Here is a 26,032-nt window from a genome sequence, read left to right as displayed (position 1 = left end):
GCCAATCACCGGCGCCGCAGAGCCGGCACCGCCACGGTGATCGCGAAGATCCCGCCTGGATAGAGCAACTCGCTGGCGGCGTCCTGCAGGAACGACACCCCCGACAGCAGCCGGACATTACGGGTCAGCCTTGGCCGCCGGGTGCGCACCTACGCCATGGTGCTACTCGGGGCTCTCGTTCGTCAGCGCCTTGAATCCCTTGGCCTGCGCCCGCGCGAGGGCCGCCCGCACCAGGCCGACGATCAGGCCCTGCACGGCCGCGGCGATGAAGATCTGACGCGCGGAGCTGTCGAGGTCCTTGGGCTCCGGCGGCTCGGTGCCGTCCGGGTTCGCCCGCTGCCAGATCTCGGTGAAGATCTTGCCGGCCAGAAGCCCTCCCCCGATGCTGCTAGCGAGGGCCAGGGGCTTGTAGAAGGTTTTCGCTGCGCTCACGGCCGAGGCGTTCCCGGCTGTGCATTCTTCAAACATCGCACTAGAACACGTTCTAGTATTCGCAAGCCGTCCATCCGCGGCAACCGACCCCCAGGAGGCGCTGTGCGGTTCACCTACGCCGAGGCGATGACCGACCCGACGTACCACATCCCGCTGGCGAAGGCCGCCGAGGCGGCGGGCTACGACGCGATGACGATTCCCGACAGCGTCGCCTATCCCTTCGAATCCGATTCGACCTACCCCTACACCCCCGACGGCAGCCGAGAGTTCCTCGACGGCAAGGCGTTCATCGAGTCGTTCGTGTTGGCGAGCGCGCTGTGTGCGGTCACCACGACGCTGCGGTTCAACTTCTTCGTGCTCAAGCTGCCCATCCGCCCGCCGGCCCTGGTCGCCAAGCAGGCCGGGTCGCTGGCCGCGTTGTTCGACAACCGGCTGGGTCTGGGTGTCGGCACCAGCCCGTGGCAGGAGGACTACGAGCTCATGAACGTGCCGTTCGCCAAGCGCGGCAAGCGGATGGACGAGTGCATCGAAATCATCCGGGGCCTGACCACCGGTGAGTACTTCGAGTTCCACGGCGAGTTCTACGACATCCCCAAGACCAAGATGACGCCCGCCCCGACGAAGCCCGTGCCGATCCTGGTCGGCGGCCACGCCGACGCCGCGCTCAAACGGGCCGCGCGCTGCGACGGCTGGATGCACGGCGGTGGCGACGCCGAGGAACTCGACCGTCTACTCGCTCGGCTCAACCGGTTCCGCGAGGAGCAGGGGCAGACCGGACCGTTCGAAATCCACGTCATCTCGGTCGACGCGTTCAGCGTCGACGGCATCAAACGGCTGGAGGACAAGGGCGTCACCGACGTCATCGTCGGATTCCGCATCCCCTACATCACCGGCCCGGACACCGAACCGCTGGCGGACAAGATCCGCAATCTCGAGTGGTTCGCGGAAAACGTCATCGCGAAGGTGTAGATATCCGCCGTCGGGGTACGTCCCTACAGATGGTCGACCCTCATACCCAACCGAACGACGCACCGTACGGCGTGGTGGCGGTGGGTGCGTCGGCGGGCGGGGTGGAGGCGCTGACGCAGTTCGCGGCGGGTCTGCCGAGCGACTTCCCGTACGCGGTCCTGGTGGTGCTGCACATGCCCGCCAGTGCGCCGAGCATGCTCGCCAAGATCATCGATCGAAGTGGGCCGTTGCCCGCCCGGTCGGCGGTCGACGGTGAACCGCTGCGTGCCGGCCATATCCACGTCGCCGTACCCGATCGTCACCTCCTGGCCGACAAGCAGCGGGTGATTCTGTCCGAAGGCCCGACGGAGAACGCGCACCGGCCGGCAGTCAATGCGCTGTTTCGCTCTGTCGCACTCAGCTTCGGCTCGCGTGCGATCAGTGTGGTGCTGTCCGGAGTGCTCGACGACGGCGTGCTGGGATCGAAGGCCATCAGGGACCGGGGCGGCGTCACCGTTGCACAGGATCCCGATGACGCGCTGTTCCCCGCAATGCCGCAGCACGCTCTTGATGCAGGTCTGATCGATCACCAGGCCGCGGCCTCCGACATCGGAGGGATCCTCGCGAAGCTGGTGGAGCGAGACATCGAGGAGCGGGAGATGGAACGCGATACGAGCATGGAACTGGAGAACCGCATCGCCATGGGCAGCCGGTTCTCCACCGACTTCGACACCGAAGCACTGGGTCCCCCGTCCGGCTACACCTGCCCCGACTGCAACGGTTCGCTGCAGACGGTGAGCGGTATCAACTACCGCTGCCAGGTCGGTCATGCGTGGACTGCGGACGCCCTCCTGCGGGCCCGCGACGTAGAGGTGGACGGTGCCCTGTGGGTGGCGCTGCGCAGTCTGCGCGAGAAAGCGAAGCTCGCCCGCAGAATGGCGGAGAACGCCAGGCATGGGGCTCTGAGCAAGAAGTACACCGAGCAGGCCGACGAAGCCGACCGCGCCCTCATGGTCCTGGGCGAAAGGCTGGCCGCGGCCCCTACCCTCGATGGCGATCACGGTGAAGGCTGACGACACCGACATCACGGTCGCCGAGACGATCGTGGGCGATACGGCATTGCTCACATGCCGGGGACGTCTGGACAGCGTTTCCTACCGTGCCCTGCGGGACAGGATCATCAAAGCGGCGCTGGACGCCCCCGCGGGCGTCGTCGTCGATGTCAGTGCGCTCGATGTACCCGCCGAGTCGGCATGGGCGGTGTTCACGAGTGCGAGCTGGCATGTCGCCCGCTGGCCGGAGGTACCCATTCTGCTCGTCTGTGAGCACAGCGAAGGCCGCTCGGCCATCAGGCGCAACGGCATCGCCCGGTATGTGCCGGTGCACGCGACCCTCGGCGAGGCGCTGACGGTGTTGGACGGCGCCGAACCGCCGCGCTACCGGCGCCGGGCGCGGGCCGATCTGTCGGCTGATCGCTCGAGCCTGAACCAGTCGAGACAATTCGTGGAGGATTGGCTGACGACGTGGTCGCAGGCCGCGCTGGTCCCGGTCGCCAAGGTCGTCGTCACGGCGTTCGTCGAGAATGTTCTCGGACACACCGACAGCCGGCCCAGTCTGCGACTGGAGACCGACGGCACCGTCGTCACGGTGGCCGTCGAGGACGCCAGCCACGTAGCGGCCAACGTCCACGAATTCGTGGAGGAGGTCAACCGCCCCTCGGGACTGAAGATCGTCGCGGCGCTGTCCCGGGCCTGGGGCAACGCCCCGACCCCGACCGGTAAGGCCGTCTGGGCGGTATTGGGCCCGGAGAACCGGTTGTAGTCGCCAAGTACTCTGATCCTGCGGCACAACTGGGCGGGTGGACGATGGCGAGCGGCGAGACAGACGAGGCGTTCGAAGCGCTGCTGCGCTATCTGCGGGACACCCGTGGCTTCGATTTCACCGGCTACAAGCGCGCCTCGTTGATGCGGCGGGTCCGGCATCGGATGGACCACGCCGGCTTCCAGACGTTCGAGGAGTACCTCGACGTGCTGCAGGCCTCCGCCGATGAATTCGTGTCCCTGTTCAACACGATCCTGATCAACGTCACCACCTTTTTCCGGGACCGGCCGGCCTGGGACGTCATCCGCGACGACGTGATTCCGGCCATGCTGGCCGAGCGGGGCCCCAACGACCAGATCCGGGTGTGGAGCGCCGGATGCGCCTCGGGGCAGGAGGCCTACACAGTCGCCATGCTCCTCGCCGAAGCGCTCGGCCCGGACGGCTTCCGGCAGCGGGTGAAGATCTATGCCACCGATGTGGACGAGGACGCGCTGGCCGAGGCGCGGGCGGGCACCTTCGAGGCCAAGGCCGTCGAATCGATACCGCCGGAACTGCTCGAACGCTATTTCGACCACACCAACGGCCACTACGTCTTCCGCAAGGATCTGCGCCGGGCGGTCATCTTCGGGCGCAACGACCTGGTCAAGGACGCACCGATATCCCGGGTCGATCTCCTCGTCTGCCGGAACCTGTTGATGTACCTGAACGCCGAGACTCAGCAGAACGTCTTGAAGCGGTTGCAATTCGCACTGGCGCCCCGCGGCACGCTGTTCCTCGGGCACGCCGAGATGTTGCTCAGCCACAGCGAGCGGTTCGTTCCGATCGACTTGAAAAATCGCATCTTCCGGAAGGCGCCCAACGCGCAGAACGGTCTGGGGCCCCTTCGCGACAGCGTCTCCGCCATCGAGCGGCACGGTGACCTACCGGGGTTGTCGCCCATTCGGGAACTTGCCTTCCGCGCCAGCCCCGTCGCTCAGATCGTGGTGACGGGCGATGACACGGTCGCCATGATCAATCAGCAGGCCGAGTCGACGTTCGGGCTCTCTGCGCGCGACATAGGTCGGCTGCTGCGTGATCTCGAGGTGTCGTTCCGGCCGGTCGAGTTGCGCGCTTACATCGAGCAGGCGAAGGTCGAGCGACGCTCGGCACGTATCGAGGACGTGGAGTGGCAGCGTGCCGGCCCGGATCCGATCTGGTTTGAGATCCACGTCAACCCGCTCGTCGACGTCGACAACGGACTGCTCGGGGTATCGATCGTCTTCTTCGACATCACTGCCACGAGGGCACTGGTGGGCAAGGTGGTGCAGGTCAATCACCAGTTGGAGGCCGCCTACGAGGAGTTGCAGTCCACCAACGAGGAGTTGGAGACCACCAACGAGGAACTCCAGTCGACGGTGGAGGAGTTGGAGACCACCAACGAGGAACTCCAGTCCACCAACGAGGAACTCGAGACGATGAACGAGGAACTCCAGTCCACCAACGACGAGTTGCACACGATCAACGACACCCTTCGTGAGCGAAGCGTCGAACTCGACGAGGCCAGCGCCTTCCTCGATTCACTGGTGAACTCGGTCCAGCTCGGGATGATCGTGGTCGACCGCGAGATGCGGGTGGTGGTCTGGAACCGGGAATGTGAGGACCTGTGGGGGCTGCGCGCCGACGAGACGACGGGCGTACCGCTGTCCTCGCTGGACTCGGGCATGCCCATCGCGGAGATCCACCCGCTCATCGGACGGGCGTTCGTCGAACCGGACAGCACGGGCGAAACGGTCGTCGACGCCGTCAACCGTCGAGGCCGAACCGCCCGGCTCCGCGTCACCTGCAGCGCGTTCCGGTCACCGCAGGGCACGGTCAACGGCGCGCTGCTGCTGATGGAAGTTCAGAACTGACGGGGTGAGTAGCCTCTAGACCCGGCGCCGCGCTTCGTCCTCTTCGCCCCGATCGCACTCTTCGGCGGCCGCGGCGTCGTGCCGCTCGGCTTCGTTGCGGTGATAGGCCGCAGCGTCTTGGTGCGCGTCCGCGTTCCCGTCGCCCGCGCGCACCGCGGCGTCCTCGTGAACGGCCGCTACCCGGCGATGGGCCGCGCTGGCATCCCGGTGCCGCAGTGCGGCGGCTTCATGGGCCTGTATCGCGCGTTCGAGGGCCGCGTCGGCGCGGCGGCGCGCACGTTCGACGGTTTCATCCGAGGGCGGTACACCGTTGTCGAGCTCTTCACGTCGCCGGCGCAGTTCGTCGGCACGAACTCGTGCCGCCTCGCGCCGCGCCGCAGGGTTGCCGTCCTGCTCTTCCGGTGCCGTCATCGGGATGGATGGTCAGCGGTCACCAGCCGCTCGGCGACCGTGACCAGCGAGGTGTTCGAATCCTGTGACAGCCGCTTCAGCAGCTCGAAGGCGCGTACGGCGTCGACATCGAAGCGTTCCATGATCATCCCCTTGGCCTGCCCGATGATGTCGCGGGAGGCCAGCGCACTGCGCATCTGCGAGTCGAGCAGCACCATGTTCCAGGTGAGCGCGACGTGGGTGGCGAAGACGAGACCGAGCTCCACATCCTGGGCGGTGAAGGCATCGGCGTGATGAGCGTAGAAGTTGAGCGCTCCCAGATTCTTCGCCCCGGTGAACAGTTGATAGGAGAGGATCGACCTGACAGGCGTCGCAGCGAGTGCCTCACGTTGGTAAGCCGGCCAGCGGCCGTCCGTCTTGAGGTCCGGGACCTCGATGGTGTGCTGGTGCCAGGCAGCCGACAGGCACGGTCCTTCTTGGTGTTTCTCCTGAATGTGGTCCAGCAGCTCCGCATACCGGTGGGTGGCCGCGACCGATTCGACGGCGCCGTCGCGCGTGGCCAAGGTGATACCGGCATACCGGGCGTTGGGAACGTAGTCGGTGGCGTTTCCGACCAGCTCTTCAAGCGCCGCAGGCGGGTCGCCGGTGTTGCGGACGGTGACGTCGCGAGTCAGCTCTGCGAGCTTCTGCGCGAGGGCACTCTGACGGTCTTCGATCACTCGGCGACCCCCTCTTCTGCTGACCGTTAAAACGATACTGCTGTCGGACTCCGAACGTGTGGCGTCTCGCCACGCAACGTGGCGTGCGGGCTCTGACCGTCGGCTTCGCGGTCCCTCACGGCGAACCTGCCAGTGTGTGCGAAACCCCATTCGGTGGCGACGCGGGCGACGGTCTCGGTGGTGCGGTTCGCGACGGGAAGGCCGTCATCAGCATACTGCAACCGAGGCCGGCGCGGACTGCAGCGCGTCGGCCGCGAGCAGGCGGCCGGTATGTCCAGGGCAGCGGGGTGGCAGTCGAACCACCCTGCAGAACAATATGTTTGACGTACGCGACCGTCTGCCGCCAGAGCCGACGGGCCGCGGAAGCTCTGCGAGAAACGCAACCGCGCCCGTATGCGCCCGCGTGGATGTTTGCAGGCCACCACATCGGGTACCGCGCACGCGATGGCACTCACCGAGTTCCTGGTGCTGGCGTCGAGCGGGGAGCCGCCCGGCCTGCTCCCGGCGCGCCAGCAGATGGCGGTATCGCTCGGCTGGCACATCATTCTCGCGTGCTTCGGGGTGGCTTTTCCCACCATCATCTACGTCGTGCACCGCCGCGGCCTGGTGCGTGAGGATCCCGTTGCGCTGGGCCTGGCCCGGCGCTGGGCCAAGGTCGCCGCGGTGCTCTTCGCGATCGGCGCCGTCTCGGGTACGGTCCTCAGCTTCGAGATGGGCCTGCTGTGGCCGGGGCTGATGGGCCGGTTCGGCGATGTGCTCGGCCTCCCGTTCGCGTTCGAAGGCCTGTCGTTCTTCGTCGAAGCGATCTTCCTCGGCATCTACCTCTACGGCTGGGACCGCATGCCGCCACGCCGCCACCTGGCGATGCTCATCCCGATGGGGGTCTCCGGCGTCGTCGGCACATTCTGTGTGGTGTCGGTGAACGCGTGGATGAACCACCCCGCCGGGTTCGCGATCCGCGATGGTGAGGTGGTGGACGTCAACCCGTGGCGGGCGATGTTCAACAGCGGTGTCTGGTTGCAGTTCCTGCACATGTGGGTGGCCGCGTTCATGGTCGTCGGGCTGGTGGTGTCGGGCGTGTATGCCGCCGGAATCCTGCGGGGCCGCAACGATGCTCACCACCGGCTCGGCTTCATGGTGCCGTTCGCCTTCGCCTCCGTGGCGGCCCTGGCCCAGCCCTTCATCGGCCACTTCCTCGGCATGCGGATCCACGACACCCAGCCGGCGAAGCTAGCGGCCTTCGAACTCGCCGAGACGACCGAGAGTCCGGCGCCGCTGCGGCTGGGCGGAATCCTCGTCGACGGCGAAGTCCGCTGGGCGCTGGACATTCCACGGCTGGGGTCGATCATCGCCCGCAACTCCTGGGACGCCCCGGTGCCCGGTCTCGACACCATCCCCGAGGATGAACATCCGCCGGTCAACATCACGCACCTGGCGTTCCAGTCGATGGTGGTTATTGGCACACTGCTCGCCGCGGCGGTCGTCCTCTACTGGTTCCTGCGGTGGCGCCGCCGCGACCTCCTCGGCAACCGCTGGTTCCTGCGATTCGCCGTCATCGCCGGGCCCCTGGCGATCCTTGCCGTCGAATTCGGTTGGGTGGCAACAGAAGTCGGACGGCAACCGTGGACGGTGTGGCAGACCCTGCGCACCAGCGACGCGGCCAGCATGAGCAGCGGCCTGTGGTGGAGCTACATCGGTGTGCTGGTGGTCTATCTCGGCATGACCGTCGGCGCCGTCGTCGTGCTGCGTTCCATGGCCCGGCGGTGGCGCGCCGGTGACGAGGACCTGCCCAGCCCGTACGGGCCACCGCAGCGGGAACCGGTGCCGTGAGTCTGGCGACGGTGGTCGCCGCGGCGATGTTCCTCGGGGTCATCGTCTACGCCGTGCTCGGCGGTGCCGACTTCGGCTCCGGCTTCTACGATCTGACCGCCGGCAACGCTCGCCGCGGCAGTGAGGTCCGCACGCTGGTCGATCACAGCATCGGGCCAGTGTGGGAGGCCAACCACGTGTGGCTGATCTACATCCTCGTCATCTGGTGGACGGGTTTTCCGGCCGCATTCGCCGCCGCGATGACCACGCTGTTCATCCCGCTGATGCTCGCGCTCGCCGGAATCGTGCTGCGCGGAGCGAGTTTCGCCTTCCGCAAGTACTCCGGCACCCTCCGCCAAGCCCAGCTGTTCGGCGCGGTCTTCGCCGGGTCGTCGCTGATCACCCCGTTCTTCCTGGGCACCGTCGCCGGGGCCATCGCCTCGGGCCGGGTGCCCGCCGACGGGTACGGCGACCGGATCGGATCGTGGCTCAACCCGACCTCGCTGGTGGGTGGTGCGCTGGCGGTCACGACGTGCGTATTCCTGGCGGGAGTGTTCCTCACCGCGGACGCCCAGCGCGCGGGCCACACTGCGCTCGCCGACATGCTGCGGATGCGCACGCTGATCGTCGGCATCGTCGCCGGTGTCATCGTCTTCGCCGGGCTGTATCCCGTCGCGCACGACGCCCCGGTGCTCTCCGCCGGGCTCGCGAGCCGCGGCGCACCGCTGCTGGTCGTCGCGGCGCTGGGCGGCATCGCGACGCTCGTGCTGGTGTGGCGGCGGCGGTACGCGCTGGCGCGGTTCCCGGCGGCCGGGGCGGTGGTCGCCGTCATCACCGGCTGGGGTGTGGGTCAGTATCCGTGGCTGCTGGTCGGCGAGGTGACGATCGCCGACGCGGCCGGCGCCGACGCGACGCTGGTCGGGTTGCTCGTGGTGGTCGGCCTGGCCGCGGTCCTGGTGCTGCCCGCGCTCGGTTATCTGCTGTGGCTCACGCAGACCGAGGAGTGGAGCCGGGCCTGACCCAGGAACGGGCTCCGGTGGCGCAGTGCCGGTGTGATGGGATGACCACCATGTCCGTTCTCGACAGATTCCGTCTCGACGACAAGGTCGTCATCGTCACCGGCGCCTCCTCTGGTCTCGGTGTGTCGTTCTCCACGGCGTGCGCCGAGGCCGGTGCGGACGTCGTGCTGGCCGCCCGCCGCGTCGAGAAACTCGAGGGCACCGCGGAATTGGTGCGCTCGTCGGGGCGCCGCGCGCTGTCGGTCGCCACCGACGTCACCGACCCCGCGCAGTGCCAGGCGATGGTCGACGCGGCGATGGCCGAATTCGGGCGGGTCGACGTACTCGTCAACAATGCCGGTGTGGGCACCGCTGTCCCCGCCACCCGCGAGACCCCGGAGGAGTTCCGCGCGGTCGTCGACATCAACCTCAACGGTGCGTACTGGGCCGCGCAGGCCTGCGGGCGGGTGATGGCGCCGGGCAGTTCGGTGGTCAACATCTCGAGCATCCTCGGCATCACCACGGCGGGTCTGCCGCAGGCGGCCTACAGCGCGAGCAAGGCGGCGATCACGGGGCTGACACGAGACCTGGCCCAGCAGTGGGGAGTTCGCAAGGGCATCCGGGTCAACGCCATCGCACCCGGGTTCTTCAAATCTGAGATGACCGACCAATACAAGCCCGGCTATCTCGACAGCGTCATCCAGCGGGCGGCCCTGGGCCGCATCGGCGACCCGGAGGAACTCGCGGCCACGCTGGTGTGGCTGGTATCGGACGCGGGCGGTTACGTGACGGGGCAGACGATCGTGGTCGACGGCGGCATCACCATCACTTAGAGCACCAGGTACTGCTGGCCGGGCATGAAATCGCCGAGCAGCACAGCCCGGGCCCCGTGGTCCAGGACCACCGCGGCGAACGGATCGCCGGCATGCATGGCCAGCAGCAGCGACTGTGCACCGAACCAGCGCCGCACCACCACCTCGCGCTGCGCGGCGGGCATGCTCTCGTTGAGCGCCCAGTTCGAGATGAACAGGTCCGCGTCGACGTCGAGATCCGCGACGAGGCCGATCGGGACGACGTTGACGCGTCCCGCTTCGGGTCGGACGGGTCCGCGGTGGTGCAGGACCACCCGGTCCTCCCCCAGCACCGCGGACAGGTAGAGCCACTGCAGCGCGGTGAAGACCGGGGTGTCGATGATTACGCAGGTCGGATCCGCGCCGTGCAGCCGCACGAGCAACCGCATCAGGCTGCCGAACCCGCCACCCCATTCGACGATCGTCGAGGCGTCGCGGACCCGCCGTCCGGTGGCCTCCTCGTAGCGCAACAGGTGGTAGAGCTGATGCACGGTGTTGGGCGACGTGCGGATCTCGGTGCCGGGCACCCGGACGGTCGACGGCGCGCCCACTGGATCCTCGGTCAACAGCGCCTCGTCGGGCAGCCGTTCCCGGACGTACGGCAACTCGTGCGGCACGATGCGCTCCCCCATCAGCATCTGGAAGGCGATGGCCGGATGGCAGAGGAAGTCGGCGGGTGGGACGGGCAGCAGATCGCGGGCCAGCTGTTCGTTGCGTTCGGCCCAGTCCGGGCGCACATAACCAGGGTTCGCGCAGCTCCGCACGGCCTTCAACCGCCCCGCGAACCGTCCCGCGAGGTCGTCCCAGGCGGGGTGGTCGGAGGACATGTCCGGCAGGTACCCCGCTCGGTGCTCGGTGAATCGGTTTCCCCGCGGCGCAGCGGGGTACGGGCAAACCTCGGCAGACAGAGGAGAAAGGGCTCACCGATGGCGACACCGGGTACGCAGGGCACACCGACGGCCGCGCCGGGCTGGGACAAAGCGCCCGTGCAGAAGGCGGCGTTGGCCGTCGGCGCGGTTTTCCTGGTCGTCGGCATCCTGGGCTTCGTCCCGGGGATCACCACCCACTACGACGAGCTGACCTTCGCGAGCCATCATTCGGGGGCGATGCTGCTGGGCGTCTTCGCCGTCTCGGCCCTGCACAACGTCGTGCACCTGGTGTTCGGTGTCCTCGGCGTCACGTTGCACGGCACGTTCAACGCGGCGAAGTGGTACCTGATCGGCGGCGGCCTCGTCTACGCGGTGCTGTGGCTCTACGGCCTGCTGATCGACCACGATTCGGCGGCCAACTTCGTCCCCCTCAACACCGCCGACAACTGGCTGCACCTCGGGCTGGCGCTCGGGATGCTGGCGTTGGGCATCCTGCTGGGTCGCGTCCCGCCGACCGCACCGCACGACCGGCGCCACACCTAGTTCCCGGCGCGTCACTTACCCCGGCAACCGCCCCGGTGCCTATCCTCGGCGCGTGAGTGAATCCGTCGAGGACCCAGTGGTCATCCACACCGACGGCGGATGCCGCCCCAACCCAGGCCCCGGCGGATGGGGAGCCGTCCTGCGCCAGCGCGGACACGTCCGTGAGATGTGCGGTGGAGAGCCCGGCGCGACGAGCAACAACCGGATGGAGCTGACCGCGCCGATCATGGCGCTCGAGGCACTCACCAGACCCGTGGTGGTCCACCTCCACACCGACAGCACCTATGTCCGCAACGGCATCACGAAGTGGGTGCTCGGGTGGGAGCGCAACGGCTGGATGACCGCCGCCAAGCAGCCGGTGAAGAACGTCGATCTGTGGCAGCGGCTCCAAAAGGCCTGCGCGCAACACCGTGTCGAGTGGTTCTGGGTGAAGGGTCACTCAGGTATCGCCGACAACGAGTTGGCCGATCAGTTGGCGACCCGCGGTCTGCAGCAGGCGATCGCCGCTGCGGCTATTCCCAGTTGACTGGCTGAAACACCCCGACGCGTCGGCGCGCTCATCGTCAGTCCCGGCCCGTACGGCATCTGCGCCGGCATCGCGAAGATCTGTCATGACCGGGGCAAACCGCTGATCGTCGACGAGGCATGGGGTGCGCGCCTGCCTTCCCATGAGGACCTGCCCAGGTGGGCAATGGACGCTGGTGCCGACGTCTGCGTCGTCAGCGTCCACAAGATGGGCGCGGATTCGAGCAGGGCTCTGCGGCTGCCGGTATGACGCTGCCCGACTCGTCGGACTCGAGGGCGGAACACTTCCGGGTCGTCGCCTGAGTCACTGAACCAACGCCGCCGATCCGAGGCAACTTGCCTATGGCGTGCTATCGTCTAGTGCGCTATGGAATCGCGCTCTAGAGATCGTTCTGCTCGGACGCAGGCAGGCTCACGCTACGAGCTGGGTCAGCAACTGTCCTTCGCGCTGTACGGCGCCGCGAACCGGATGATCCGTCAGCACAAACCTTTTCTGGAGCCCCTCGGTCTGACCTTTCCCCAGTACCTCGTCATGCTGGCGCTACTGGATGGCGCACCCTTGACGGTCGGCACACTCGGCGCCCGTCTCGACATGGATACGGGCACGATCACGCCCCTGGTGAAACGACTCGAAGGTGCCGGAATGGTCACTCGCGTGCGGGATCGCACCGATGAACGCCGGGTGCTGGTCGACCTGACGACTGAAGGCCGGGCGCTCGAGGCTGAAATCCGCGGAGTCACCGAGAAGATCAAATCAGCGTGCCGGCTCACGTATAGGGACATCGATGACCTTCGACAGACGCTCGAAGGCCTCGCACACCCCGCGGTCGACTAGAAGAACAATCAGATATTGAGGTAACCGTATGACGAACAAGCCAGCGGGCGTGAACTTTCCCTCCAAAGTAGGCGTCTGGTGGAACAGCGAACCCTGGCCCATCCGTGACGCGCAGAACATCGCCCGTGAGATCGAACAATTGGGATTCGGATCGCTGTTCATGCCCGAGGGCGGCGGGAAAGACGCCCTCGTCGAGTCGGCAGCGTTCCTGGCGGCCACCGACCGGCTGGTCGTCGGCACCGGCATCGCCAACATCCACTTCCGGATCCCGATACCGGCAGAGACCGGCGCACGAACCCTCGCGGCCCTGCATCCGGGACGGTTCGTGCTCGGTCTCGGCGTCAGCCATGCACCCTTCGTGGAAGACTCCATGCACGGTTCCTACGGCAAGCCGCTGGCAACCATGCGCACCTACTTGGAGCGGATGAACTCGGTGCCTACAGAGATCGAAGAAGGCGCCAGGCCAGCCCGCCTGTTGGCCGCCCTGGGCCCGAGGATGATCGAGCTGTCCGGTGAGCTCGCCGACGGGGCGCACCCCTATCTCGTCACGCCCGAACAGACCGCGGCGACTCGGTCGGTCCTCGGTCCCGACAAGTGGCTCGTGCCTGAGCAAGCAGTGGCGATCGGCGGCGACGCAGAGGATCAACTCCGAAGAGCGCACACCCACGTCGGTTTCTACATACCGCTTCAGAACTACCGGAATTCCTGGCTGCGACAAGGTTTCGACGAGTCCGACCTGGTGCCCGGCGGATCCGACCGGTTGGCCCGTGCGCTGGTCGGCATGGGCACCGCCGAACAGGCCGCCGCGTCGGTCACGGCACACCTCGATGCGGGTGCCGATCACGTCGTCGTTCAGGTCGTCGGCGACGGAGCGAGCGCGGACCCACGGTCGGCGTTGCGGGAACTCGCCAAAGCTCTGCAGCTCTGAGAACGAAAGGTCGACATGACTGACTCATCGACAGCGTTCACCGACGTCGTCCGGTCTCGGCGGTCCGCTCGGCGATTCCTGCCCGATCCGATGTCGACGGCGGACATCCGAAACGTGCTCGAAGACGCACAGACCGCTCCCTCCAACAGCAACACCCAGCCGTGGGCAGTGCACGTCGTCTCGGGCGCAGTGAAGGACGCGGTGAGCAATGAACTATTACAAGCCTACGAAGACGAGCGGGAATCCCCCGATTTCACCGCCGACTACGGCGAGGGCATCTACCTGGAGCGGTCACGTGACCACGGAGCAGTCCTCTATGAGGCATGGGGAGTGGCGCGCTCCGATGTCGAAGGCAGACGCGAAGTGATACGCGACAACCTGCGATTCTACGGTGCTCCCCACGTCGCTTTTCTGTTCATGCCTGCGCTCGGCGACGGGGTCCGCACCGCAGGCGACATCGGCATGTACGCACAGACGTTCCTGCTGTCGCTGACCGCTCGAGGGTTCCACGGCGTCCCACAGACCATTCTGGGCATGTACGCCGACGAAGTCCGCAAAGCACTCGGCGTATCGAACGACCTCAAACTGCTGTTCGGAATCTCCTTCGGGTATGCGGATCCGGCGGCACCCGTGAACGACATCCGCATGCATCGACTTCCTCTCAGCCGAAGCGTGGTCATCCACGGACGCGCTTGACGCGCGACTCCCACGTCAACTGGCCGACGGACTCGCGGAGATGACGGACTCCCTCTCACGCTGAACTACTCCCACACGACCTCGTCGGGCGTCTTGTCCGGACGCAGACCCCGCCACGACGGCTGCCGCAGCCTGCCGTCACCGGTGCGCTCGCTGTAGCGCACCTCCCCCACCAACTCCGGCCGCACGAACGTCACCCCCTTCGCGTCCTGCGTGGGAAGCCTTGTGGTGAAAGGGGATTCCTTCGTGTGCAGCGGTTTGAGGGTCTCCTTGAGGTGGCCGAGTTCCTTCTCGGTGAAGCCGGTGCCGACCCGGCCGACGAACTGCAGACCATCGGGCCCCGGGATGCCGAGCACCAGCGCGCCGATCCCGCTGCTGCGGCCACCTTCACCTTGCCGCCAGCCGCCGATCACGACTTCCTGGGTGTTCCACAGCTTGTCCTTGATCCACGCCGACGACCGCCGCCCCGGCTGATAGGTGGAGTCCCACTTCTTGGCGACGACGCCCTCCCACTTGCGCATCCGGGCGTGCTCGAGCGCTTCGGGGCCGTCGCCGTCGAGCAGCGGTGGCACGGTCAGGCCGCCGCCGCCGGCCAGCGTCTCCAACAGTTTTCGGCGGTCCCGGTACTTTGCGCGCAGCAGCCAGCGCCCGTCGAGACGCAGGATGTCGAACGCCCAGAACTCGACGCGCGTGGCCCTCGCCCGGTTCTGCATCTGCCCGAAGCTGGGCACCCCGTTGTCGTCGAGTGCCACGACCTCCCCGTCGAGCACCACGTGATGGTCGGCGAGATCGGCTGCCAGCGCCCGCAATTGGGGATATTCGGCGGTGACGTCGCGGCCGCTGCGCGAACGCAGGAAGAGCTTGCCGTGGTCGGCGTCGACCAGCAGCCGGTAGCCGTCCCACTTGCCCTCGAAGGCCCAGTTCTTGGCGGTGTACTTCTCGACCGAGCCGTGGGTGGCCAGCATCGGCGCGAAATCCTCGAAGGTCGGATTCCCCTGATCCTTCATCCGGTGGGCGAGCCAGTTCTTGCCGTCGGTCTGGATCAGCGCGTAGCGACCGTCGATCTTGGTGCCGTGCAGGGTGACGATCACCTCGCCGCCCTTGGCCGGCCCGTCGGGAGCGTGATCGTTGAACTTCTCGGTCTCGTAGGTCCCGGTGTCCCAGATGAACATGTCGCCCCCGCCGTACTCCCCCTTCGGGATGGTGCCGTGGAAGGCGATGTACTCCAGCGGATGGTCCTCGGTGTGCACGGCGAGACGGTTCTCCGAGGGGCCGTCGGGCAGGTTCTTCGGCACCGCCCAGCTGACCAGGACGCCGTCGCGTTCCAGGCGCAGGTCGTAGTGCAACCGTCGGGCATGGTGTTCCTGGATGACGAAGCGGTCGTTGTTGCCCTTGGTCGGCGGACGCGGCGGCACCGGTTCGGGGGTCTTCGACGGGTCGCGCATGCTGCGGTACTTGGTCAGCCGGTCGGAGACGGGCACCTTCTCGTCGAGGTCGGCCAGCAGATCGCCGAACTCTTCGATGCGCTCGAGCACTTCGTCGAAACGCAGATGCCGCAGGTCGGGATCTTCGATCTCGTCCCAGGTGCGCGGTGCGGCGACCGTCGGCTGCTCACGCCCGCGCAGCGAGTACGGCGCGATCGTCGTCTTGTTCCCGTTGTTCTGGCTCCAGTCGAGGAACACCTTGCCGTCACGCAGGCTCTTGGTCATCGTGGCGGTGACCTGCTTGGGCATCGTCTTCTCGAGCTGCTGGGCAACACGTTTGGCCAGCACCGACGCGCCGTGGCTGCTGATCGGCTCGTCGAGCGGGACGTAGAGGTGCAGACCCTTGCTCCCGCTGGTCAGCGGATACACGGCCAGCCCCATACCGGTGATGAGATCGCGGACCTCGTGGGCGACCTGGCAGAGCTGGCGGAAGGTCACGCCGTCGCCGGGGTCCAGGTCGAACACGACGCGCGTGGCCGGTCCGGGCGTGAGGTTGTCCGGTTCACCCACGAACCGCCACTGCGGCACGTGCACTTCGAGGGAGGCCTGCTGCGCAAGCCACGCCAGCCCTTCGCGGGTGTCGATGATCGGGTAGGTGGTGGTGCCGGACTTGTGGACGATCGTGCCGCGCTGCAGCCAGTCCGGCGCCGAGCTGGCCAGCTGCTTCTCGAAGAACTCCAGCTCACCGACGCCGTTGGGCCAGCGCTTGCGGGTGACGGCCCGGCCGGCGATGTGGGGCACCATCGCGTCGGCCACGTCGACGTAGTACTCGAAGACCTCGGCCTTGGTGGTCCCCGTCGCGGGGTACAGCACCTTGTCCGGGTTGGTCAGGCGCACCCGACCGAAGTGATCCACCACGCCACGGTATTACCCATTCGAGGCGGGCGGCCTGCCGCCGAGTTCTACACCCGGGTCGTTGTCGACGCCGATGCACGACCCTCACGTCGAACTCGCTGTCCACAACGACTGTTTCCTCCACAGGCCGAGCCGCGCGACGCTGGTGACGGCGACGCCGACGGCATGCTGACCCGCGGCCAACTGCGTGCCAGGTACACCAGCATTCACCCCGGCTTCTACGTCCCCAAGCAAGCCGAGCGCACCCTCCTCGTCAACGCGCTCGCCGCGTGGCTGTGGACCGGCCGCCAAGGCGTCATCGCGCGGGGCGCGCCGCCGCGGCTCTGCACGGAGCGAAGTGGATAGAGCCGACGACGCCGGTCGAGATCATCGCTGAGCACGGTCGCCACCGAGCCGGCGTCGTCGTGCGCGAAGAGATAGTCGGCGACGACGAGATCGTCCGCATCGGTGCGTTACCGGTGACGTCGCTGGCGCGCACGGCGTTCGACCTCGCTCGGCATCTCTCGCGCGACGCGGCTCTCGTGCACCTCGACGCGCTCGCCGCCGCCACGGGTGTGAGCGCTGCGGACACCGGGCCGTTGGCGCAGCGTTATCGCGGCGCGCGCGGTGTCCGATCGTCACGTATCGCGTTGGACTTGATGGACGGCGGCGCTCAGTCACCGCAGGAGACCCGGCTACGCCTGACGTTGATCGACGGCGGGCTTCCCCGACCGAGGACGCAGATCCGGGTGTCGGACGGATACTCGGAGGCGTTCATCGACATGGGGTACGACGAGCCGAAGGTCGGCCTGGACTACGAGGGCGCCCACCATGCCAGTAACCGGGGCCAGTACGTCTACGACATCGGGCGCGCCGAGCGCATCGCCCGCGAAGGGTGGTTCGACCTTCGGGTAGTCGCCGAACACAGCCGGCGGTACATCCTGCACCGCGTTCGGACAGCGTTCGCCGAACGCGGTTGGACGCCGCCGACTTCTACGTGAGGGTCGTCAGACGTCGACGCAAACGACCCTGGTGTAGAACTCGCCGCGCCACGCCGCGCCTAGTTCAGTCGGGCGCCGGTCTCCGGATGGAACAGGTGGACCACACCCTCCGGATGCCTGCGCAACCGCACCGTGTCGGCGAGTTTGGGGGCGGTGCGCGGATTGCATCGCGCCACCAGTTCGATGCCCGAGCCGGAACTGGCGTGGGTGTACACGTAGGCCTCGCTGCCGAGATCCTCGACGAGGTCGACGACGACATCCACGCCGTCGGAGTCGGTGATCTCGAGTTGCTCGGGCCGAATTCCGAAGGTGACCTCCGACAGGCCGGCGTCGCTCAGCCTGGTCAGATTGTCGCGCTCGAGGGTGAGCGTGGAGTCCCCGATCTTCACGCCGTCGCCGGCGACGGGAACCGTGACGAGGTTCATCGCGGGTGAGCCGATGAAGCCGGCGACGAACGCGTTGGCCGGCCGGTCGTAGAGCTCGTTGGGCGCGGCGAACTGCTGCAGCTTGCCGAAGCGCAGCACCGCCACCCGGTCGCCCATCGTCATGGCTTCGACCTGATCGTGGGTGACGTAGACGGTGGTGGTGCCGAGGCGGCGTTGCAGCGCGGCGATCTGGGTGCGGGTCTGCACGCGCAGTTTCGCGTCGAGGTTCGACAACGGTTCGTCCATGCAGAACACCTGCGGCTCCCGCACGATGGCACGCCCCATGGCCACGCGCTGCCGCTGACCGCCGGACAGCTTGGCGGGTTTGCGGTCCAGGAACTCGGTCAGATCCAGGATCTTGGCCGCCTCCTCGACCTTGCGGCGCCGTTCGTCGGCCGACACGCCCCGCAGCTTCAGCGCGAAACCCATGTTCTCGGCGACCGTCTTGTTCGGGTACAGCGCGTAGTTCTGGAACACCATCGCGATGTCCCGGTCCTTCGACGGCACGCCGACCATGTTCTTGCCGCCGATCTCGATGGCGCCCTCGTCGATTTCCTCGAGTCCTGCGAGCATCCGCAGCGCGGTGCTCTTACCCGAACCGGAAGGCCCGACCAACACGACGAATTCGCCGTCGGCGATGTCGAGGCTGAGCGAATCCACCGCGAGCTTGTCCGAGCCCTCGTAGATGCACGACGCGTTCTTGTACGTGATGGCAGCCATTGCGTTCTCCGTGTCTCTCGTGAATCCGTTTACTTGATCGCGCCGAAGGAAAGCCCGCGCACCAGCTTGTTCTGCGCCAACCAACCGCAGATGATGACGGGGAGTGCGGCCATGGTGGCCGCCGCCGAGAGCACCGCCCAGTACTGGCCCTCACCGGCGATGAAGCCCACGAGGTACACGGGCATGGTCTGGGCGTTCACGGCGGTCAGGTTCACCGCGAAGAAGAACTCGTTCCAGGCGAAGATCACGCAGATCAACGCCGTCGCCGCGATGCCGGGTGAGACCAGCGGGAGGATCACCTCACGCACCGACCGCCACAGGCTCGCACCGTCGAGGCTGGCCGCCTCGAGCAGTTCCGCGGGCACCTCGAGGAAGAACGACCGCATCATCCACACCGCGATCGGCAGATTCATCGCGGTGTAGAGGATCACCAGTGCCCAGATGTTGTCCAGCAGACCGATGTTCGACACGATCACATACAGCGGCAGGATCACCGCCACGATGGGAAGCATCTTGGTGCTCATGAAGAAGAACAACGCGTCCTGTGTCTTGCGCACCGGGCGCAGCGACAGCGCGAACGCCGCGGGCGTCCCCAGCAGCAGCACCAGGATCGTCGACAGTCCTGTGGCGAACAACGAATTCAGCATCGCCGGCCCGATGCCCTGGTCGAATACCGCGCCGTACTGGTCCAGCGTCGGGGTGAAGAACAGCTTCGGCGGATCGGTCGCCGCGTCACCCTCCTGCTTGAACGAGGTCAGAATCATCCAGAACACCGGGAAGAAGAACCCGAGCCCGACGAGCCAGGCCAGCACCCCCCAGACGGAGAACTTGCGGGACTTCTTCTTCGATGTGAGGTCGGAACCCTGTGTCGGCGTATCTTTCTCGACTGTGGTGGTCATCAGGCTGCTTCTTCCTTGCCGGAGAACGATTTGAAGATCAACCGCAGAGCGAAGTTGGCGATGACGATCGTGAAGATGACCACCACCACGCCCATCGCTGCCGCCTGGCCCATGTCGAAGCCCAGGAACGCGCGCTGGTAGATGTAGAACGGCAGGTTCGCACTCGCGATGCCGGGCCCACCCTGGGTCATCATGTAGATCGCGTCGAAGGTGTTCATCAGGTAAATCGCACCGAGGACGACCCCCAGTTCGATGAAGCGCCGAAGGTGGGGCAGCGTCAGCTCACGGAAGAGCTGGACGGCGCCCGCACCGTCGACTCGACCGGCCTCCAGGATGTCGCGAGGCATCGACTGGAGGCCGGCGAGGATCAGAAGCATCATGAACGGCGTCCACTGCCAGATCAGTTCGACCATCACCATCGTCAGCGGGAACTGACCGATCCAGTCCACCCTGCCGATGCCGACGAGCGACAGCAGCCAGTTCAGGATCCCGTTGTTGGGATCGAGAATGGTCGTCTTCCAGATAAGCGCCGCTGCAACAGGAGTGACGAGGAAAGGGGTGATGAGCAGGGTCCGGACGACGCCGCGCCCGAGGAAGGCGCGGTCCAACAACAGGGCCAGCAACAGGCCCAGGAACGCGGAGATCAGCACCACACCGACGATCAGGATGACGGTGTTGAACGCCACTGACCAGAACTGGCTGTCCTTGACGACGGCGATGTAGTTCTGCAGCCCGACGAACCGCCGGGATCCGGGGCGAACCAGGTTCCACGACAGGGTCGAGTAGTAGAGGGTGAACAGGAACGGGATCTGCGTGACGACGATCATGAAGATCAGCGCCGGAAGCAACGGTCCACGCCGTCGCCAGCCCTCGGCGCGGCTCACGCCCAGTCCCTGGGCCTCCTTGATCTTGCGGACCCGTTCGGCCATCGCCTGCTGGCCGGTGTCAGCCTCGGTTTCAGCGGTAACCGTCATCACTTCTCCTGGTATGTGCGGCCGACGACCTCGGCGTATTCCTGTGCCTGGGCGAGTGCGTCGTCCACCGACTTCTGTCCGGCGATCGCCGCGCTGATCTGCTGGCTCACCCGGGTTCCCAGGTCCTGGAACTCAGGGATGCCGACGAACTGGATTCCGGAGTACGGAACCGGTTGCACGGTGGGCTGATTCGGGGTGGCGCTCTCGATCGACTTCAGCGTCAGCGGTCCGTAGGACTCCGAGATGGCCTCGTACTCGGGCAGGTCGGTGTAGGTCGACGTTCGGCTGCCGGGTGGTACCCGCGCCCAGCCGAGCCTCTCCCCGACCAGTTTCATGTAGTCCTTACTGGTCATCCACGAGATGAACTTCCATGCGCCGTCGGGGTTCTTGGCACCCTTCGGGATGCCCAGTGCCCAGGTGTAGAGCCAACCCGAGTTCGGCTTCTCGACGATCGGAGCGGGCAGGTAACCGATCTTGCCGACCAGGTCTGGGTATTCCTTGGGATCTTCGAGTACCGAGACCGCCGACGTCGCGTCGTACCACATCGCGGTCTGGCCCTGCCCGAACAGGTTGGCGCACTCCTGGAAACCTGTTGAGGCTGCGCCGAGTTCACCGAAGTTCTTGACCGTGTCGACGTAGAAGTTGACGGCCTTGTTGACCTCGGGGCTGTCGAGCTGGGCGTTCCACTGCTCGTCGAACCAACGTCCACCGAAAGTGTTGATCACGGTGTCCAGCGGTGCGAGCACCTCGCCCCAGCCCGGCTTCCCCCGAAGGCAAATGCCGGCGCGGTCATCGGTCTTGAGCGTTTCGGCCCACTGGGCGACCTCAGGCCAGGTCGGCTGGTAGTCCGGATTCTGGTCGACCTTGATGCCGGCCTGCTCGAAGAGGTCCTTCCGGTACATCAGGAACGACGACTCGCCATAGAACGGGACCGCGTACATATTGCCCTCGTACGACAACGACTCCCGCAGCGACGAGATGAAGTCGTTCTCGTCGTAACCGGGGGTGTTCTTCGCGTAGTCCGAGAGGTTGTGCAGCCAGCCGTCTCTGGCCCACTGGGGGGTCTCGAAGTTGCTGATCATCGCGACGTCGAACTCACTGCCGCCCATCGCGGCCGACATGGTGATCTTGGCCCGGGCCTGGTTCTCGGACAGCGTGATGAACTTGAGCTTCGTGCCCGGATTCTCTTTCTCGAACTCCGAGGAGAGCTCCTGGGCGTCGGTCATCTGCGAGTTGGACACCAGGGCGATCGTCACCTCGTTGTCCGACGCTCCCAGGCTGCCGGCGCCGGCGCAGCCGGAGGTGAACACCAGTCCGGCAGCGGCCAGACCTCCCGCCAGCCGGCGCACCATTGTCTGCGCTTTCACCTTCACCCCTTTCCGTGGTCGAGAAGCCAACGTGCACAGTCGATATCGCAGACCAGCAGCCGAGCGAGCCGTCCACGCAGGGCAGCCAGCGTGGCGCGGTATTTGGCAACTCCGCTGGCGATGAGCATCGATTTCTCACAGGCCCGGATGTCTTCGAGCGGAACCGACACCGCGCGCTGCTGCAGTTCGGTGTCGACGGGTGCGCCCTGCTCGTCGAAGAACCGGCCACCGATCTCGCCGACCGCGCCTGCCGCGATCTGCTCGTCGAGCATGCGGGTGTCGAGATAGCTGCCCTCGAACAGCGTGGTCGACGTCGAGACCGCACCGACCCCGAACAGCATCACGTCGGCGTGCCGCCCGGCTTCCAGTGTCCGGGAGATCACCGAATCGCAGCGCATCGACATGACGGTGGACGGATCGGCGTACAGCGGTGCGGGTAAGCGGATCGTGTTCGCGCGCAACATGTCCGCGCACCGGCCGAGGATCATCTCCACGCCGGTCTGGTACGCGGCGCTGGACATGGCGCCGTCGAGTTGGACCACCGCGCGACAGGTCGCCACGCCAGGCATCAGCGCGGCCGCCACCGCAGCCTGCTCGGGACCCCAGGTGAAGCCGAGAACGTCGTCGGACCCCAGCCGGCGCGTCAACAGCGCGGCGGCCGCACGGCCGAGGTTGGCGAAGGCGGCGGGCCGGCCGGGTGCACCGGTGTCGACGCCGTGGCCTGCGACGACCACCTCGGTGAGGCCGAACCGCGCCTCGAGTTCCCGCTCCTCGTCGGCATGCAGATCGTCCTGCAGCTCGGGTGGAACCACGATGTCGATCCGCACCAGCCCGCGTGCCCTGGCGCGGGCGACGAGGCGGCCGGCGGTCGGCCGCGAGACGCCCAGCCGGACGGCGATCTCGGCCTGGGTCAGACCGTCGAGGTAATACAGCGTCGCCGCGCGCAGCGCGAGCCGCAGGTCTTCCGGGGAGCGCTGGGACACGTGGCCGTTCGTCACGGGAGCCGACGTCGGTGTCGCCAAGAGTATCTCACCTCTCCATGAGTACTGTGAGCAGATGCTCATTGGTGCGAGTAGATGCTCATGACGCTAACATGGCGAATGTGACGCAGACAACACTTTTCTGCCCGGTAACTTCGAGACGATGGTGACCGTGTCATGAAGCTCAGCGAGGCGACCCTGCCGGACATCCAAATTGAGAGGCCGACTTACGCACGTGACGACGTCACCGTCGGCATCGCGCACTTCGGCGTCGGCGGATTTCACCGCGCGCACCAGGCCATGTACGTCGACCGGCTGATGGAGAAGGGTCTCGCCTCCCGCTGGGGCATCTGCGGAGTGGGGGTGCTGCCCGGTGACCGCAAGATGGCCGATGCGCTCGGCAGCCAGGACGGGCTCTACACGCTGCTGCTGGAGAATCCCGACGGCACCCGCGACGCCCGGGTCATCGGGTCGATCGTCGACTACCGCTACGCCCCCGACGATCCCGAGGGCGTCGTCGAACTGCTCTGCGCGCCGAGCACCCGCATCATCTCGCTCACCATCACCGAGGGCGGTTACGGCGTCGACACGGTCGACGTCGACTCCGTCAACGTCTTCGGCCTGGTGACCGAGGCGCTCGCCCGTCGGCGCGACCGCGGCATCGCGTCGCCGACGATCGTCTCGTGCGACAACATCGAGGGCAACGGGCACGTGGCCCGCGCGGCGTTCATGACCTACGCCGACCGCACGCACCCCGGGCTCGCCAAGTGGATCGGTGCGAACACGCGCTTCCCCAACTCGATGGTCGATCGCATCACACCGGTCACCACCCCGGAGGTGATCGCCGTCGTGCGAGACGAATTCGGCGTGGACGACGCGTGGCCCGTGGTCGCCGAACCGTTCACCTCGTGGGTACTCGAGGACGCCTTCACCGACGGGCGGCCGCCGTTCGAGGACGCCGGCGTGCTGCTCGTCGACGACGTCACCCCGTACGAGCAGATGAAACTGCGGTTGCTCAACGCCGGCCACCAGGCGCTGTGCTACTTCGGCTACCTGGTCGGCTACCGGTTGGTGCACGACGCCGCCGGCGATCCACTCTTCGCCGAATTCCTCTCCCAGTACATGGATTCCGAGGCGACGCCGACACTGCAGCCGGTACCCGGTATCGACCTGCCCGACTACAAACGCACCCTCATCGAACGATTCGCCAATCCTGGTGTGCGCGACACCATCGCCCGGCTGTGCTACGGCTCGTCGGACCGCATTCCCAAATGGCTGCTGCCAGTTGTCCGCGACAATCTGCGGACCGGCGCACCGATCCGGCTCTCGGCGGCCGTCGTCGCGAGCTGGGCGCGCTACGCAGAGGGTGTCGACGAGCAGGGCGGGCCGATCGACGTCCAGGATCAGCTGGCCGACACGCTGGTTCCCCTGGCCCGCGCACAACGCGACAATCCGACCTCCTTCATCGAAAACCGGGCCGTCTTCGGAGATCTCGTCGACCACAAGCGGTTCGTCGACGAGTATGTGGCGGCGTTGGAGGCGCTGCACCGCGACGGAGCCCGCGCCACACTCGAAGCGCTGGTGAAACCGTCATGAGCCCCCGCGCTCTGGTGATCGGCGAGGCCCTGATCGACATCGTCGAACGCGACGGTGAGTCCGCAGAACACGTCGGCGGCAGCCCGCTCAACGTCGCCGTCGGGTTGGCCCGGCTCGGACGCGGGGTCGATTTCATCACCCACATCGGCAACGACGCGCGCGGGCGGCGGATCATCGAGCATCTCCACGACTCCGGGGTGCAGCTCGTCGCCGGGAGCACGAGCGCCGCCCACACCCCGACCGCGCGGGCCACGCTCGACGAGGCCGGTTCGGCCCGCTACGAATTCGACATCGAGTGGGACCTCACCGGCACACCGGAGGCCGCGCCGCCGATGGTGGCCCACACCGGGTCGATCGCCACGGTGCTCGAACCCGGATGCCGTCCGACGGCCGCGCTGCTCGACGCCTACCACCTGTCGGCGACCATCACCTTCGATCCGAACATCCGCCCGGCGCTCATCGACGATGCCGACGCGGCCCGCAACCGGATCGACCGTCTCGTCGAACGCGCCGACGTCATCAAGGCCAGCGACGAAGATCTGCGCTGGCTGGACCCGAACCGGTCGCCCAAACAGATCGCCCGCTCGTGGCTGGAACTCGGGCCGTCGATCGTCGCGGTCACCGAGGGCGGCCAGGGGGCGTTCGCGGTGTGCGCGGCGGGTGCGGTGCGGGTGGCGGCGCTCCCGGTCGAGGTGGTCGACACCGTCGGCGCCGGTGACGCATTCATGGCAGGGCTGATCGATGGGCTCTGGACACGCGATCTGCTGGGCGCCGAGAAACGCCCGCAACTCCGCGGAATCCGGCTCGACGCCCTGCACGACGTCCTGCAGACCGCCGCGCTGAATTCCGCATTGACGGTTGCCCGCCCGGGCGCGGACCTTCCGGACCGGGCGACCCGCGACGCGGCACGCTGACCCACCGAGCGCCGGCACGGCCATCTTCCGCTTCGTGCTGCGGTAGGGCACGCTCGCAGCGCAGTTCGCGGAACGTCCTGTCGACAGCATGTTCTTGCGCCGGTGTCGAGGTGAATTCCTGACATCTCATCAGTGCGGCGGCCGCGCAGATGAGGGCTATAGGAGGCCGTAAGGGCCGTATTTGCGCTAAGCAGCAATTCGTCCGCTACTTCGCTCGCGCATTGTTGCTTGATCAATTTGCTGTGCGGTCGGTAGAGCCCGCCCGGACCGCCGCGCCGATGCCCCTGACCAACCAGTCGGCGAAGTCTGCAGCCGCCATCGACAATCGGCAGATCAGGGTTCGGCGGTGACGTTCCACAGTTTCGACCCGATGGCAGATCAGGCAATGAACCGTAGGGCGGCGAGCCAGTTCGCAAAGACAGGCTGCCTGTCGATCTTGATTAAACCCATGGTGCTGGGGGTATGAGCTGAGCCCAGCAACGTCGAGAACTCGTTACAGTTCAGCACCACAAGCTTGCTCATGCAACTACTTTTCCGTGCTGGTCAATTTGCTGGTTTAGACCTTTCACTTTCATGATCAGCTAC

At 66.7% G+C, this 26,032-nt stretch carries 26 protein-coding genes and 2 pseudogenes; 16 read left to right on the top strand and 12 right to left on the bottom strand.

All coding sequences use genetic code 11. The features are described 5' to 3' along the window. Nucleotides 1-5 precede the first annotated feature (5 nt). Together I7X18_RS06060 and I7X18_RS06055 are read right to left on the bottom strand one after the other, a co-directional pair. Complete coding sequence (locus I7X18_RS06060) at nt 6-149, bottom strand: hypothetical protein (protein ID WP_193045046.1); 144 nt, start codon at nt 147-149, stop codon at nt 6-8. Nucleotides 150-162: 13 nt separating this feature from the next. Continuing rightward, nucleotides 163-432, bottom strand: a complete 270-nt coding sequence (locus I7X18_RS06055; protein ID WP_193044096.1) for a DUF4235 domain-containing protein — start codon at nt 430-432, stop codon at nt 163-165. 102 nt (nt 433-534) lie between these two features. Between I7X18_RS06055 and I7X18_RS06050 the strand changes: the two genes are divergently transcribed. From I7X18_RS06050 to I7X18_RS06035, 4 genes are read left to right on the top strand one after another with little or no spacing between them, the layout of a single operon-like run. Further along, nucleotides 535-1,401 (top strand): LLM class flavin-dependent oxidoreductase, encoded by an 867-nt coding sequence (locus I7X18_RS06050; protein WP_193044097.1) that lies wholly within the window; start codon nt 535-537, stop codon nt 1,399-1,401. Nucleotides 1,402-1,430: 29 nt separating this feature from the next. Next, nucleotides 1,431-2,453, top strand: coding sequence for a chemotaxis protein CheB (locus I7X18_RS06045; protein ID WP_193044098.1), 1,023 nt, complete (start codon nt 1,431-1,433; stop codon nt 2,451-2,453). After that, entirely contained in the window at nt 2,431-3,201 is a 771-nt protein-coding gene (locus I7X18_RS06040; protein ID WP_193044099.1) for an STAS domain-containing protein, read from the top strand. The genes I7X18_RS06045 and I7X18_RS06040 overlap by 23 nt, the downstream gene beginning before the upstream one ends. A gap of 44 nt (nt 3,202-3,245) precedes the next feature. Beyond that, complete coding sequence (locus I7X18_RS06035; RefSeq protein WP_193044100.1) at nt 3,246-5,090, top strand: CheR family methyltransferase; 1,845 nt, start codon at nt 3,246-3,248, stop codon at nt 5,088-5,090. Nucleotides 5,091-5,105: 15 nt separating this feature from the next. Here I7X18_RS06035 and I7X18_RS06030 read toward each other — a convergent pair whose 3' ends face one another. Together I7X18_RS06030 and I7X18_RS06025 are read right to left on the bottom strand one after the other, a co-directional pair. Beyond that, complete coding sequence (locus I7X18_RS06030; protein WP_193044101.1) at nt 5,106-5,501, bottom strand: hypothetical protein; 396 nt, start codon at nt 5,499-5,501, stop codon at nt 5,106-5,108. After that, on the bottom strand, nt 5,498-6,196 hold the full coding sequence (locus I7X18_RS06025; RefSeq protein WP_404822751.1) for a GAF and ANTAR domain-containing protein: 699 nt from the start codon (nt 6,194-6,196) through the stop codon (nt 5,498-5,500). Before I7X18_RS06025 ends, I7X18_RS06030 begins: the two co-directional genes overlap by 4 nt. Nucleotides 6,197-6,643: 447 nt before the next feature. Between I7X18_RS06025 and I7X18_RS06020 the strand changes: the two genes are divergently transcribed. Genes I7X18_RS06020 through I7X18_RS06010 form a run of 3 tightly spaced genes read left to right on the top strand, consistent with a single transcriptional unit; the run spans nt 6,644 to nt 9,839 of the window. Next, complete coding sequence (locus I7X18_RS06020) at nt 6,644-8,029, top strand: cytochrome ubiquinol oxidase subunit I (RefSeq protein ID WP_226862901.1); 1,386 nt, start codon at nt 6,644-6,646, stop codon at nt 8,027-8,029. Then, on the top strand, nt 8,026-9,027 hold the full coding sequence (locus I7X18_RS06015; RefSeq protein WP_193044103.1) for a cytochrome d ubiquinol oxidase subunit II: 1,002 nt from the start codon (nt 8,026-8,028) through the stop codon (nt 9,025-9,027). The genes I7X18_RS06020 and I7X18_RS06015 overlap by 4 nt, the downstream gene beginning before the upstream one ends. A 50-nt stretch (nt 9,028-9,077) precedes the next feature. After that, a complete protein-coding gene (locus I7X18_RS06010; RefSeq protein ID WP_193044952.1) occupies nt 9,078-9,839 on the top strand; it encodes an SDR family NAD(P)-dependent oxidoreductase in 762 nt (253 codons plus the stop codon). Here the strand turns inward: I7X18_RS06010 and I7X18_RS06005 are convergent. Next, nucleotides 9,836-10,684, bottom strand: coding sequence for a class I SAM-dependent methyltransferase (locus I7X18_RS06005; RefSeq protein ID WP_193044104.1), 849 nt, complete (start codon nt 10,682-10,684; stop codon nt 9,836-9,838). The two genes, I7X18_RS06010 and I7X18_RS06005, sit on opposite strands and share 4 nt — an antisense overlap. Before the next feature lie 99 nt (nt 10,685-10,783). On the opposite strand from I7X18_RS06005, the gene I7X18_RS06000 reads away from it, so the two are divergent. The 6 genes and pseudogenes from I7X18_RS06000 (at nt 10,784) to I7X18_RS05975 (ending at nt 14,253) form a co-directional block, all read left to right on the top strand. After that, nucleotides 10,784-11,269 carry a DUF4383 domain-containing protein gene (locus I7X18_RS06000; RefSeq protein ID WP_193044105.1) on the top strand — a complete coding sequence of 162 codons (486 nt, stop codon included), beginning with the start codon at nt 10,784-10,786 and terminating at the stop codon, nt 11,267-11,269. Nucleotides 11,270-11,321: 52 nt separating this feature from the next. Next, nucleotides 11,322-11,795, top strand: coding sequence for a ribonuclease HI (gene rnhA, locus I7X18_RS05995; RefSeq protein WP_193044106.1), 474 nt, complete (start codon nt 11,322-11,324; stop codon nt 11,793-11,795). A 1-nt stretch (nt 11,796) separates the two neighbouring features. After that, nucleotides 11,797-12,028, top strand: a pseudogene (locus I7X18_RS05990) (ornithine decarboxylase); the annotation flags it as partial. Between the two features lie 133 nt (nt 12,029-12,161). Continuing rightward, the gene (locus I7X18_RS05985) at nt 12,162-12,629 is read left to right on the top strand and encodes a MarR family winged helix-turn-helix transcriptional regulator (RefSeq protein WP_198730529.1); all 468 of its coding nucleotides are present in this window, start codon (nt 12,162-12,164) and stop codon (nt 12,627-12,629) included. A gap of 28 nt (nt 12,630-12,657) precedes the next feature. Further along, nucleotides 12,658-13,557, top strand: a complete 900-nt coding sequence (locus tag I7X18_RS05980; RefSeq protein WP_193044107.1) for an LLM class F420-dependent oxidoreductase — start codon at nt 12,658-12,660, stop codon at nt 13,555-13,557. A gap of 15 nt (nt 13,558-13,572) precedes the next feature. After that, nucleotides 13,573-14,253, top strand: a complete 681-nt coding sequence (locus I7X18_RS05975) for a nitroreductase (RefSeq protein WP_193044108.1) — start codon at nt 13,573-13,575, stop codon at nt 14,251-14,253. A 65-nt stretch (nt 14,254-14,318) separates the two neighbouring features. Here the strand turns inward: I7X18_RS05975 and I7X18_RS05970 are convergent, their stop codons facing one another. Then, nucleotides 14,319-16,595 (bottom strand): ATP-dependent DNA ligase, encoded by a 2,277-nt coding sequence (locus tag I7X18_RS05970; RefSeq protein ID WP_193044109.1) that lies wholly within the window; start codon nt 16,593-16,595, stop codon nt 14,319-14,321. Between the two features lie 162 nt (nt 16,596-16,757). Here I7X18_RS05970 and I7X18_RS05965 point away from each other — a divergent pair. Beyond that, a pseudogene (locus I7X18_RS05965) lies at nt 16,758-17,572 on the top strand (hypothetical protein). A 59-nt stretch (nt 17,573-17,631) separates the two neighbouring features. Here the strand turns inward: I7X18_RS05965 and I7X18_RS05960 are convergent. From I7X18_RS05960 to I7X18_RS05940, 5 genes are read right to left on the bottom strand one after another with little or no spacing between them, the layout of a single operon-like run. Then, on the bottom strand, nt 17,632-18,717 hold the full coding sequence (locus I7X18_RS05960; protein ID WP_193044110.1) for an ABC transporter ATP-binding protein: 1,086 nt from the start codon (nt 18,715-18,717) through the stop codon (nt 17,632-17,634). Nucleotides 18,718-18,746: 29 nt separating this feature from the next. After that, entirely contained in the window at nt 18,747-19,616 is an 870-nt protein-coding gene (locus I7X18_RS05955) for a carbohydrate ABC transporter permease (RefSeq protein WP_193044111.1), read from the bottom strand. After that, nucleotides 19,616-20,590, bottom strand: a complete 975-nt coding sequence (locus I7X18_RS05950) for a carbohydrate ABC transporter permease (protein WP_193044112.1) — start codon at nt 20,588-20,590, stop codon at nt 19,616-19,618. The genes I7X18_RS05955 and I7X18_RS05950 overlap by 1 nt, the downstream gene beginning before the upstream one ends. Then, a complete protein-coding gene (locus I7X18_RS05945) occupies nt 20,590-21,942 on the bottom strand; it encodes an ABC transporter substrate-binding protein (RefSeq protein WP_193044954.1) in 1,353 nt (450 codons plus the stop codon). Before I7X18_RS05945 ends, I7X18_RS05950 begins: the two co-directional genes overlap by 1 nt. A 17-nt stretch (nt 21,943-21,959) precedes the next feature. Further along, nucleotides 21,960-22,979 carry a sugar-binding transcriptional regulator gene (locus I7X18_RS05940; protein WP_226862902.1) on the bottom strand — a complete coding sequence of 340 codons (1,020 nt, stop codon included), beginning with the start codon at nt 22,977-22,979 and terminating at the stop codon, nt 21,960-21,962. Between the two features lie 135 nt (nt 22,980-23,114). On the opposite strand from I7X18_RS05940, the gene I7X18_RS05935 reads away from it, so the two are divergent. Together I7X18_RS05935 and I7X18_RS05930 are read left to right on the top strand one after the other, a co-directional pair. Beyond that, nucleotides 23,115-24,533 carry a mannitol dehydrogenase family protein gene (locus I7X18_RS05935; RefSeq protein ID WP_193044113.1) on the top strand — a complete coding sequence of 473 codons (1,419 nt, stop codon included), beginning with the start codon at nt 23,115-23,117 and terminating at the stop codon, nt 24,531-24,533. Next, a complete protein-coding gene (locus tag I7X18_RS05930; RefSeq protein WP_193044114.1) occupies nt 24,530-25,447 on the top strand; it encodes a carbohydrate kinase family protein in 918 nt (305 codons plus the stop codon). Before I7X18_RS05935 ends, I7X18_RS05930 begins: the two co-directional genes overlap by 4 nt. A gap of 378 nt (nt 25,448-25,825) precedes the next feature. Here the strand turns inward: I7X18_RS05930 and I7X18_RS05925 are convergent, their stop codons facing one another. Beyond that, nucleotides 25,826-25,969 carry a hypothetical protein gene (locus tag I7X18_RS05925; RefSeq protein WP_193044115.1) on the bottom strand — a complete coding sequence of 48 codons (144 nt, stop codon included), beginning with the start codon at nt 25,967-25,969 and terminating at the stop codon, nt 25,826-25,828. Nucleotides 25,970-26,032 lie beyond the last annotated feature (63 nt).

Source organism: Mycolicibacterium baixiangningiae (assembly GCF_016313185.1).
Lineage (GTDB): Bacteria > Actinomycetota > Actinomycetes > Mycobacteriales > Mycobacteriaceae > Mycobacterium > Mycobacterium baixiangningiae.
The sequence above is the reverse complement of the archived record's forward strand: the minus strand, read 5'-3'. Positions and strand labels throughout refer to the sequence as shown.